Raw genomic sequence first — 11,677 nt, forward strand, 5'->3', positions numbered from 1 at the left:
CTTTCTGCGCGTACGCTAAGCGTTGGGCGTAGCTGATCCGGATCGCAGGCGGTCGATCGTCTGCCGCTCGAACGCCTGGGGATTCTGGGCAGCAATCCGCAGCATGTCTTCGCCCAGCGCCAGTGCGACCTTGCCATCGGCGAGCATGAGGCCGGCGTCGCACGCCGAGGCCAGCGTGCCGAGGTCGTGGAGGGCGGTGATGAGCGTCAGGCTGGCATCGACCATGTCGCGCAGAACCTCGCGCAGGTCGAAGATCGCGACGGGATCGAGCCAGTTGAACGGCTCGTCGAGGATCACGAGGGAGTGGCCCCCCGCGAACGCCGCAGCGATGGCGATCCGCTGTCGCATGCCCGCAGAGCAGTCGCCGATCCAACGGTCTAGCAGCGGAGCCAGGCCCAAGGCTTCATGCAGGTTTCCCAGGCGGGAGCGGACATTATCGATGCTCCCGCGACGAGTTCGAGACGTCGCGTCCACGCAAGGCATCCGGCAGCTTGTCCGCAGGAGGAGAGAAACCGAAACGCAGCGCGCGAGCGGCACGATCGTCGACCAGCTCCTCGCCACCGATCCGGCATGATCCGCCGGCGAAGGGCAGCCGGCCGGCAAGCGCTCTCAGCAGGCTGGTCTTGCCCGATCCGTTGGCGCCGATGAGGCCGAACCACGATCCGGGTGCGACGGTCAGATCGACGTCCTGCACGACGCGCTGTTCGCTCCGCTCGACGGTTACGCCTGTCAGTGCGACAGCGAGGTTCATGCCAGCAGCCACGTCTTCGTCCGCCCGCGGCGTTGCAGCTGCCAGAGCATCGCGAGCGCGAGGACGGGCAAGGCCACCGGCATCGAATAGGCGACCAGCATGAGCAATCCTGTGAGGATGGAGACGAGGAAATCGGCGAACCGCTTGGTATGCAGCCGATAGGCGAGGACGCGCAGCGTCAGGAGCAACAGTATGGCGACGCAAGCGGCAGCGGCGATGCCGCCTGCGACCGGCCCCAGTATGATCCAGCATCCCGGCACCGACACGGCAAGGAAGGTCGCGATCCCCTTGCCGTGGTGAACGAAAATGCGCCGCGATCCGTGTCCGGCGATCGTCATGAAACGGACGACGGCGTCATCGACGCTGGTCAACGTCAGCGCGAGCAGTACCGTGCCGATGCCGACCACCGCCATCAGCGCATTCGTGCCCAGTGCGCGTGCTGGCGATAGCAGCAGGAGCAGGACCGTCGCAGCCGCTACCCCGGCGATCGGGCGGTGCGACCATGCCCGGAGCGTCCATCCCGGTCGCGCCGTGCCAGCGAGGCGCTTCGGCATCCCGAAGTTGCCCGTCAGTCCGGCAACCAGCATGCCGGCGAAATAGGCGGGCATGCTGACGACCAGCAGCGAAGGGCGCACGATCAGGGTCATCACGGCCAGCAGCGCCAGTCCGACGCAATGCCATGCCGCCATGTAACGCCGACGTGCCTGCGGGTGCAGGGCATCGGCCGCGAGCAACCCGTCGAAGGCATGGAAAGCGAGGCGCGCCCTGACAAGGCGTCCTGCCCCGATGCCGATCAGCGTGCCCGCAGCGAGCGCCGCCCATGCCGCAACCGTCCAAGGCCGGTCGACGAACCACGTGCGGGCGGCCGCTAACGCTGCAAGCAGCATGAGCGCGGCGATCGCTTGGTCGTGCCAGCCCGCGAAAGTCGCGCGGATCGTGTTCGAGGCGATCATCCGATCCTGACGAAACAGGCGGTTCATTTTGGCTTGCGCCGGTCGAGCAGTCGCTGCCCGTCATTGCGCAGTTCGCCCTTAGGGCCGACGAAGCGATAGAGCGTCTGGCGGGTGATTCCGAGTTCGGCGCACAGCTCGGCGACCTTGGTTTCCGGTTTACCCATCGCGGCCTGGGCGAGACGCAGCTTGGCGGGCGTCATCTTGAACGGGCGACCGCCCGTACGACCGCGCGCACGCGCAGCGGCCAGCCCGGCTTGGTACGCTCGACGATCAGCTCGCGCTCGAACTCGGCAAGCCCTGCGAAGATCGCAAAGACGAGCCGGCCATTGGCGGTGGTGGTGTCAATCGACGCGCCCTCGCCGGCGAGTACCTTCAGCCCGATATCGCGCTTGGTCAAGTCGCCGACCAGGTTGACGAGATGGCGCAGGTCGCGCCCCAACCGGTCGAGCTTCCACACCAACAGCGTATCGCCATGCCGCAGCGCCTTGATGCACGCCTCCAGCCCCGGCCGGTCGTCGCGCTTTCCCGATGCGGCGTCAGTATAGAGGTGATGTTCCAGATCGACCCCGCCTTGGCCAAGCGTCGCGCTGGAGGTCGATGACTTGGCTGCCGTCCGCCTTCGACACCCGCGCATAGCCGATCAGCGCCGTCACTTTAACGAGCGTCTGCGTGACAAAATCCGCGCAAGCCGGAATTTGGCAGCCGCTCGTCACTTAACCAGTCACTCAGTCTATGTCGTGTGAACGTCATCATCCAGCGGTTGTGTGACTAGAAAGAGAAAGAGGTCAAGATGGTCGGGCATGTTCTGTCGTTTGCGCAACGCGCCGCGCTGTTCGACCCGCCTTCTGATCCGGGCATGGTGGAGCGGCTATACACGCTCGGCCCCGACGATCTGGTAGAGGTATTCCGAAGACGGCGTCCCGCCAACCGCCTCGGCTATGCCGTCCAGCTTGGATACCTCCGGTATCCCGGACGGGCGATCGAACCCGGCGAGGTGCCGCCCTTGGCGATGCTGGCAATCCTCGCTCGTCAGATCGAATGCGCGCCAGAGGTGTTTGCAGATTATGCCACCCGTGACACGACCCTGCGCGAACACCGCGCCGCGATCGAACAGCGGCTGGGCCTTCGTGCCTTCGAACGCGCCGATCGTGCGAAAGCCTTTGCTATTGGCAGCGAGGTCGCGGCGTCCACCGACCGCTGCGACGCCATCATGGCTGCGATGGTCGAACAGCTGCGGGGTGCTCGCATCGTCCTGCCGATCCCAACCGTCCTAGAGCGCATTGCCTTGGTCGCGCGTGCGGACGCAAGACGACAAGCCTTTGCCCGGCTTGGTCGTGATCTGTTGGGGTGACTACACGAAAGTGACGTATCTGCACGGAAAGGGCGAACGGATAGCGAACGTCACGCGGCAAGTAGGGAGTTGACGGCGCGCAGCGGTCGCAAGGCGTCCGGATCGGGTTGATCTTCAACATTCCAGCTATAGTCACCGGTCAGCGAGATATGCTCCCAGCCCAATGGCGCGATGTGGCGTGCGATTTCGTCGGCTGTGCCGATGTCCGCCAGCGCCATTTCGAGATAGCGAGTGTTCCACAAGATGATGGCGGCGACGAGCAGGTTGAGGCCGGAGGCGCGATAGGTCTGGTTCTCGAACCGACGATCGCGCAGTTCGCCGAGCTGGTTGAAGAAGAGCGCGCGGGCGAGCGCGTTGCGGGCTTCGCCTTTGTTGAGGCCCGCCTGGGTGCGCCGGCGCAGGTCGATGTCGCGCAGCCAGTCGAGCATGAAAATGGAGCGTTCGAGGCGGCCCAGCTCGCGTAGTGCGAGGGCCAGTCCGTTCTGTCGCGGATAGGCGGACAAGCGGCGCAGCATTGCCGAAGCAGTGACGGTGCCGGTGCGGATCGACGTGGCGAACCGCAGCAGTTCGTCCCAATGCGCCGCGACATGACCCAATGCGATCGGTTCGGCCGTCATGCCGGCAAGCAAGGGGCCGGATTCTTGGCCGGGAAGGAGGTGTAAACGACGCTCCTTGATGTCGCGCAGGCGCGGCGCGAAGCGGTAGCCGAAGAAGGGCATGAGGCCGAACACATGGTCCGATGCCCCGCCCGTATCGGTGTAGTGCTCCTCGATCGTCAGGCCGGTCTGGTGATACAGCAAGCCATCCAGCACATAGGGCGCTTCGCCAGCGGTCGCCGCGATCACCCGACTTGCGAAGGGGTCATATCGATCCGAGACATGGGTGTAGAAGGCAACGCCTGGTTCGTTGCCGCTGCGCGCGTTGATGTCGCCGATCGCGGCCCCACGGCCCCCGGCATGAAATTGCTGTCCGTCGCTCGACGAAGTGGTGCCGTCTCCCCACAGCGCGGCGAGCGGCATGGCGCGATGGGCGTCGATCAGCCTTCCCAACGCTTCGCCATAGGCGGCTTCGCTGATGTGCCAGTCGTGAAGATGGGCGAGCTGACGCAGACTTGCGCCCCGGCAGGTTTCCGCCATGCGTGTGAGGCCGAGATTGATGCCATCGGCGAGGATGACCGTGAGCAGCGCATTGCGATCGTCGGCTTCCCGGCCCGAACGACGATGGATGAAGCATTCGCTGAACCCGGTCCAGGCATCGACCTCCAGCAGAAGATCGGTGATCTTCACGCGCGGCAGTCGATCATAGGCGGCGCGACGGGCAATCTCGGTGGCGGGCGGTGTTGCCGCCTTCAGCGGCGAGATGATGAGACCGTTTTCGTCAAGCTTAACCTGGGGCAGCTCCCCTTGCCGTGCAAGGACCGTTACCTGCTCGATCGCCGTGTCGAGCCTGGTGCGCCGTTCCTCGATATGGCGCTCGAAATCCGTTTCGATGGCGAGCGGCAACGGCCCCTTCTCGCGCAGCGCCGCAAAGGTCGCCGGCGGTATGAGATAGCTGTCGAAATCGCGAAACTGCCGGCTTCCCGCGACCCATATATCCCCGGCTCGCAACCGCTCGCGTAGTTGCGACAAGGCGCATAGTTCATAAGCGGCACGATCAACGATGCCATCCCGCAGGACGAACGGGCGCCATGCGGGCGGCACAAAGCGTAGCGGCACGCGATCAGGCAAGCGCCGTTTGCCGGTCCGATATAGCTCCGCGATGATGGCCAGCGCTGACAGGAGCCCCTGAACCGCGCCGGCGCCGCGAAACTCGAGGCGTTGAGAAAAGCGCCGACAAAGAGCTTCACCGTCCGATGCCGCTCGATCAATTCGGCGGTGCGATCGACGGTTTCCGGTCGCCCGAGCACTTCGGCCTGCTCGACGGCCACGGCGAAGTGCTGCCAGTCCAGCGCCTCGATCTGCGCCAGAGAATCCACGCCCTTGCTGCGCGCGTCGATGAGGAGGCGGCAAGACCCCGTGAGCGTCCGGAGGTGGCCTTGCAACTCGCGCACCGTCTTGAGGGCTTTGTCGCGGGTCCGGTTCTCGGCGCGGCGCGCCATGCTGCCCAACAGCTTGTCGAACATCGTCAGGGTGGCGTCGGTCAGGCTTTCCTCAAGCCGGATGCCGGTTGCCGCCAGCGTCGCATGGCGGCGCAGGGCATTGAGTTCGCCAAGGTGCTGGGGTGTGATGCGGCTGCCTTCGTCCGCCAGCCTGTCAAAAGTCAAAGCCGGGATCATGTCGGCACGGGCGCGATCGAGGCCCAGCGCGCGGATATAGGCGAGCCGTTCGATCAGGCGCAGGATGTTGCGCGCTGCCGGCGATTGTGGCGCATTGCGCATCCAGGATAGCCATGTCGCGACCTGCCCCGGTCGTCGGGCCAGCAAATCGTCCAGGCCCTGAAGGGTGTCAGGCAGCAGGCCATTCGTGAGCACTTCATAGGTAAGCTGTTCGGCTTGCTGGCGCGCCCGCCGCAGCACCGCTTCGAGAATCGACGGAGAAGGCAGGAGGATCTGCAGGCGCCGGAGTTCATCGACGATGACGTCTGCCATCTGGCCGGGGTGTATGATGGTCTGCGCGATTGGGACCGAGAAGGCGACAACTTCACGGAAAGCGTTGCGGTCAAAAATCCTGAACCCGTGCGATCGTCGGATTTCGACGAGATGCTCGCGACGGGTCTGGTCCCGATGGGCATAATCCGCGAAGGCTGCCGGCGCGACGCCGAGTTGCTGCGCCACATAGGCGAGCACAGGAGCGGGCGGGACTTCGCCCGCTTCCAGCGCACGGCCAGGCCATCTCATATATAGCATGAGCATCGCATAGCCGAGCCGGGTGGCATCGCCGCGACGGCGGCCGACAATTTCCAGGTCGTCGCTGGTCAGCGTATAATGACGCGCGATCTCGCGCTCATCGAGCGGCGCGCCATAATGCCTCGCCCAGATTTCCAGGCTCACCAGTCGCCGTCTCGCCAAGCATCATCTCCTTCGCTTTGCGTGTCCGTCAGACGGTCCTCTGGCGGCCAACAGGAATATGTCCGTTAACTCTGGACCTGTAACGGCGATTCGGACAAGATCGCATAATGACGGGAAAACGGACAGGATCGGGCATCATGTGGCGCTGATCGGCTATGCGCGCGTCTCGACCGCAGACCAGAAGCTGTCGCTCCAGCTTGACGCGCTGAACACTGCCGGGTGCGACCGTATATTCGACGATCACGCATCCGGGGCAAAAGCCGATCGGCCTGGCCTAACCGAAGCGCTCGCCTATTTGCGCCCCGGCGACACGCTGGTGGTCTGGAAACTCGACCGCCTCGGCCGCTCGATGAGCCACCTGATCGAGAAGGTCGGCGAGCTTGCGGCGCGCGGCATCGGGTTCCGCTCACTCACCGAGAATATCGACACCACCACTTCGGGCGGCATGCTGGTGTTCAACATCTTCGGCTCGCTGGCCCAATTCGAGCGTGACCTGATCCGTGAACGCACTCATGCCGGCCTCAAGGCCGCACGCGAGCGGGGCAACAAGGGTGGTCGCCGGCCTGTCGTTACCCCCGACAAACTACGTAAAGCGCGGGCGCATATCGCAGCGGGCCTCACTGTTCGTGAGGCGGCGGCCCGGCTCAAGATCGGCAAAACCGCCCTATACAAGGCTCTGGAAAACGCGTGAAACCGCTGGCGATCAAGAACTCGTGGGTGCTGGTCACAGGGGCTTCGACCGGTTTGGGCAGAGCGTCCGCCCTCCGCTTGGCGGCATCGTACCAGGCCAAGCCCCTGATTGTTGGACGAGGCTCGACAACTTGCGGGAGCTACAGACCGAAATTGACGAGCGGTTCAATGTGCCGTGCGAGATTATAGTGGCTGATCAACGTGAAATCGAGGGCAGGGAGAAAATCGCGGCTAAGGTTGCAGAATTGCAAGTAACAGCCGCTTTGTTGGTTGCCGGAATGACGAGCGTTGGTTCATTTGATGCAGGCCGTGCCGACACTTATGCCGAGGTAATTGAAACAAACATACTCGGTTTCACGGATTTGCTGGCTCGCCTGATTGCGATTTTCAGGGAGCAGCCGTTTGAATCCTCAGTAATCGCCGTGTCGAGCCTGGCGGGCGAAACATCCGTGCCCTTCCAAGCGGTCTACGGCGCGTCGAAAGCCTATGTGAGCACCCTCATGCGAGCGCTTTCCGTGGAGCTTGCCGGGACGGGAGTGAGTGTTGGGTCTTTTGCACCCGGTGGAATCGACACAGACATGGCTGCCCTCAGCGATTTGAAGTGGGGGAGGTTGGGTTTGATGGACGTTGACCGGTGCGCGGCCCATGCAGTCCACGCTCTGGTTTATCGGCAATCCTTCGCCATACCGGGGATGGGCAACCAGCTCACATATTTGGCGAGCAGGGTTCTACCTCGATCGTTGGTCAATCGGATTGCCGCCCTCCCATATCGGCGCCCGTAGGGCGGCACCACATAAAAGGGGCAGGAAAGCCTGCGAATAGCATCTGCTGGCATCGTACCGGATTTGTTCGCCCTTAGCGTGCAGATACGTCACTTTCGTGTAGTCACCCCCTGTTGCCGGAACAGATCGAGCGTCTGGACGCCCTGCCGCGGCTCGACGGGGAGGCAACACGCTCGCCACTTGCGTGGATACGCGACTGGCCGGAAGCGCCGGGTGCCAGCAATCTTAAGGCGTTGGTCGAACGTCTCGATCATGTCCGCGCACTTGGTATCGAACCCGATCGGGCGAGACGCATCCATGCCAGTCGATATGCCGTCATCGCACGTGAGGCAGCGATCATGACCGCGCAGCATTTGACGCGCCTCGAAAGCCGGCGTCGTCTTGCCACGCTTGTCGCCTTTGCAATCGAGATGGAGGTAGCGCTGACCGATGCAGCCATCCAGATGGTTGAAAAGTTGGTGGGTGCGATGTTCCGCCGTGCCGATCGCACCCGCTCTGAGCGACTGATCGACCAAGCCCGCTTGTTTAGGGAAACCGCGCGTCTTCATATCCGGCTCGGCCGGATATTGCTTGATGCCCGGGACGGCGGGGCCAATGCGTTGATGCTCGTCGGCGAACGCATCGGCTGGCCAGCGCTCGAACAGAGCCTGCATGCGGCCGAGGACCTGACACGCTCAGGTGAGGACGGCCTTGCCGAGATCGTCGAGCGCTATGCGGCGATACGTCGTTTCCTACCGACGTTTCTTGCCAGGTTTCGCTTCCGGACGGCTCGCGCTGGCGACCCATTGATCGGCGCCATCGAACTCCTTCGCACCGTCTATATGGAGGGGCGCACGATCCTGCCGGGCAAAGCACCCCTCTCCTTTCTCAAGCCGAAATGGCGCAAGGCCGTTCTTCCCCCTGATGGAAAGTTCAACCGGCGCGCTTGGGAGATCGCAGTGCTCGTGCATCTACGCGATAGGCTCGGCTCCGGTGCAGTTTGGGTCGATGGCAGCCGCGCCTATCGCACCTTGGACGATTATCTGCTGCCGTCCGCAGCATTCACGACCATGCGGGACGAGGGGCAGCTCGGACTTGCGGTGACTGGTTCAGCCTCCGAATGGATCGTCCAACATCGAGATCGACTCTGCCGGCGCCTGGACGAGGTAGAACGCGCTGCGGCCGACGGCACGTTGCCAGATGCCACAATCTACAATGGCCGGCTCACCGTCTCTCCGCTGCGGCGCGCGACGCCCGACGAGGCGGAGGATCTGAAAGCGCGTCTTTACGGATTGCTCCCCCGCATTCGGATCACCGATCTGCTGGCCGAAGTCGCAACCTGGACCGGCTTTGCCGATCGTTTTGTTCATGCGCGAAGCGGCATGGCAACAAGCGACCAGCCCGCGCTCATGGGCGCGATCCTCGCCGATGGCACCAATCTTGGCCTGTCGCGCATGGCGGAGAGTTCGCGCGGCCTAACCCATGCGCGGCTGCTTTGGACCGCCGAATGGCATATTCGTGATGAAACCTATGCCAGCGCGCTGGCCGCTATTGTCGACTATCATCATGCCCATCCGTTCAGCCGACTATGGGGACCGGGCGATACCTCGTCGTCGGACGGACAGTTCTTCCGGGCCGGCGGACACGGCGAAGCCCGTGCGGACCACAACGCACGTTACGGCAGCGATCCGGGCGTGCTGTTCTACACCCACGTTTCCGACCGCTTTGCGCCGTTCCACACAAAAGTGATCGCTGCCAATGCCGGTGAGGCCGCGCACGTCATCGACGGCCTGCTCGACCATGAGAGCGACATTGCGATCCGGGAACATACGACCGATACGGCAGGAGCCGTCGATCATGTCTTCGGCCTGTGCCATCTGCTGGGCTTCCGATTTGCGCCGCGTATCCGCGACCTCGGCGAACGCCGACTCTATGCGCTGGGTAATATGTCACGCTGGCCGACGCTGCGGCCCCTCATCGCGGGGCCGATCAACGTCTGTGCTATTGAGGACGACTGGCACGAAACCCTGCGCCTGGCGGCATCGATCCGAGCCGGCACAGTCCGGGCATCAGTGATGCTGCGCAAGCTTGCCGGCTATCCGCGGCAGAACCCGGTCGCACGCGCGCTGCGCGAGATCGGACGCGTTGAGCGCACGCTGTTCATGCTCGACTGGCTCGACGATCCGGACCTCCGCCGACGCACCAACGCCAACCTCAACAAGGGCGAGGCGCGCAACGCGCTCGCTCGCGCCGTCTTTTTCAACCGGCTTGGAGAGCTCCGCGATCGCACCTTCGAGAACCAGCGACACCGTGCCTCCGGCCTCAACCTCATCGTGTCGGCGATCATCCTGTGGAATACGGTCTATCTCGAACGCGCCGTCCGCCACTTGCGCGACCGCGGTGTCGACGTGCCGGACGCGTTGCTTGCTCACGTCGCGCCACTGGGATGGGAGCATGTCAGTCTCACAGGAGACTATCTTTGGAGTGAGATCGACAAACCGCGTGAACGGTTCAGGCCGCTGCGCACACCGGGATCTACCAATCGCTCTTAGCGTACGCGTGGAAAAAGATTCTGCGATGACCCCCAAGAGCCGATACGACCGGTTTCGCCTTTGCTTCGCTGAGCAGGTAGCTGTCGAACCGGCGGTATCCCGCCGATCGCTCCACCCAGACATCCCCGGAGCGGAGCTTGTTGCGCAGATGCGCGATCGTCGCGATCTCCCAGAGCCGTCGATTGATCTTGCCGTCGTCGCCCACGACGATTTTCCGCCATTCCTTGCGGAAGGGCATCGGAGCGTCGGTAGGCACATCGCGCTTGCCCGACCTGTTGACGTCGCGCAGTATCTCAATGGCGGCGATCGTTTTCGCGCTGCCCTTTCCGGCCCTGAACTGCAGCGCTTCAAGCAGATCAGGGGCGAACTTGCGCAACGTCGCATAGCGGTCGGCCGCGACCGTCAGCGGATCAAGATTGGCGGTTTCCGCGATCGTCGCCACTTCCGGTCTGGCCTTCAGGAGGGTGTGCCATCCTACCGAGCGTCCAGGACCTCCATCGGGTCTTCGCCGGTATCGACCGCATCGGTCAGCGCGTCGATCGTCCTGCCAAAGATCAGCATCAGCCGCGCCACGTTCTTCGACGTGGTGGCATAGCTGCGTGCCTGAGCGTTTTTTCGCGCGGGTGAAGATGCTGCCGATCAGCTTGTCCGCCATTTCCAGGGCGTTGTCGGTCAGTCGTTCTTCAAGATCGAGCAGGAAAGCGACAAGTGTGGCGCGTCGGCGGGAGGGGATATACCGCTCAATCATATAGGCAGGAGAAGCGCGGCCTTCCCTGACATATTGCCGAAAGCGGTCCGCATGGATGCGGCCAGCCACGTCCGGAGAAATGCCGATCTTCCGCACTTGCCGCAGGCGGTCGAGGATCTGGCGGATGTGATCGGGCTTAGGCGCAATGGGAATGGTCTTGAGCAAAGCGAGTTGGCTCGTGCCGCCGGCGTCGTCGAAGAGCTGATCGAGGGCGTTGACCTGTTCGGTGCTGAGATCGGCGATCAGAGCATAGGCAGCTTGCTTGCGCGCACGCGCGCGTCCCGCGCTGCTGGTGCGTTCGATGGTGGAGATGGACGGCAGCAAAATCCGGGCCTCGCGCAGGGCGGTGACCACGCCCATCGCAATCGTCATCCCCTTGTCGGTCGCCCATGCCGCTTTCGCGGCCGCTTCGATCATGAAGGGAATATCCGCACGGGTCGCCCCCCGAAGGCCCAAGCGCACCGCCAACTCACGGGCATGATCCGTCATTGTCTGATCCCGCGCCGCATAGTTGGCCAGGTCGGTTACGTGCAGACCAAGTTGCTCCGCGACGAAAGCGGCGAGATCATGGGGTATTGCTCCCCTGTCCTGTATCAACTGCGCAAGCGTGATACCCGGGTGCCGCAGGAGCGCGAGTTGCAGCGCCACGCCCAACTGGTTCCGTCGCTCCCGTCGCGCGCCGATGATCTCGATATCCGAAGGTTCGAAGGTGTAGAGCCGTGCCAGGCGGTCGCGATCGGTCGGGATGGCGAGGATCTGATCGCGCTCGCGCTCGGTCAGGAGTTGATGCTTGCGCTTCGTCATGCCGGTTCCCGTCCACAAAAGGTCATCTGCGCCTATGGACAACCATGAGTAAAGAGACAT

General features: G+C 63.5%; 6 protein-coding genes and 4 pseudogenes. 4 read left to right on the top strand and 6 right to left on the bottom strand.

Features of this window, described 5'->3' with window-relative positions:
• Positions 1-15: 15 nt before the first annotated feature.
• From NI18_RS27645 to NI18_RS21650, 4 genes and pseudogenes are all read right to left on the bottom strand, one after another.
• Positions 16-483, bottom strand: coding sequence for an ATP-binding cassette domain-containing protein (locus NI18_RS27645; protein ID WP_306286600.1), 468 nt, complete (start codon positions 481-483; stop codon positions 16-18).
• A complete protein-coding gene (locus NI18_RS27650; RefSeq protein ID WP_306286601.1) occupies positions 434-751 on the bottom strand; it encodes an ATP-binding cassette domain-containing protein in 318 nt (105 codons plus the stop codon). Before NI18_RS27650 ends, NI18_RS27645 begins: the two co-directional genes overlap by 50 nt.
• Positions 748-1,731 carry a hypothetical protein gene (locus NI18_RS21645; protein ID WP_037533440.1) on the bottom strand — a complete coding sequence of 328 codons (984 nt, stop codon included), beginning with the start codon at positions 1,729-1,731 and terminating at the stop codon, positions 748-750. Before NI18_RS21645 ends, NI18_RS27650 begins: the two co-directional genes overlap by 4 nt.
• Positions 1,728-2,357: pseudogene (locus NI18_RS21650) on the bottom strand (recombinase family protein). The gene NI18_RS21645 and the pseudogene NI18_RS21650 overlap by 4 nt, the downstream one beginning before the upstream one ends.
• Before the next feature lie 137 nt (positions 2,358-2,494).
• Here NI18_RS21650 and NI18_RS21655 point away from each other — a divergent pair.
• A complete protein-coding gene (locus NI18_RS21655; RefSeq protein WP_037533443.1) occupies positions 2,495-3,055 on the top strand; it encodes a DUF4158 domain-containing protein in 561 nt (186 codons plus the stop codon).
• 50 nt (positions 3,056-3,105) lie between these two features.
• Here the strand turns inward: NI18_RS21655 and NI18_RS21660 are convergent.
• A pseudogene (locus NI18_RS21660) lies at positions 3,106-6,062 on the bottom strand (Tn3 family transposase).
• A gap of 139 nt (positions 6,063-6,201) precedes the next feature.
• Between NI18_RS21660 and NI18_RS21665 the strand changes: the two are divergent.
• From NI18_RS21665 to NI18_RS21675, 3 genes and pseudogenes are all read left to right on the top strand, one after another.
• On the top strand, positions 6,202-6,753 hold the full coding sequence (locus tag NI18_RS21665; RefSeq protein ID WP_004213210.1) for a recombinase family protein: 552 nt from the start codon (positions 6,202-6,204) through the stop codon (positions 6,751-6,753).
• 130 nt (positions 6,754-6,883) lie between these two features.
• On the top strand, positions 6,884-7,534 hold the full coding sequence (locus tag NI18_RS21670; protein ID WP_306286602.1) for an SDR family NAD(P)-dependent oxidoreductase: 651 nt from the start codon (positions 6,884-6,886) through the stop codon (positions 7,532-7,534).
• Positions 7,535-7,659: 125 nt separating this feature from the next.
• Positions 7,660-10,065: pseudogene (locus NI18_RS21675) on the top strand (Tn3 family transposase); the annotation flags it as partial.
• 31 nt (positions 10,066-10,096) lie between these two features.
• Here NI18_RS21675 and NI18_RS21680 read toward each other — a convergent pair.
• Positions 10,097-11,617: pseudogene (locus NI18_RS21680) on the bottom strand (DUF4158 domain-containing protein); the annotation flags it as partial.
• Positions 11,618-11,677: the final 60 nt, after the last annotated feature.

The sequence above is a fragment of the Sphingomonas sp. Ant20 genome (genome assembly GCF_000783375.1).
Classification (GTDB): Bacteria; Pseudomonadota; Alphaproteobacteria; order Sphingomonadales; family Sphingomonadaceae; genus Sphingomonas; species Sphingomonas aerolata.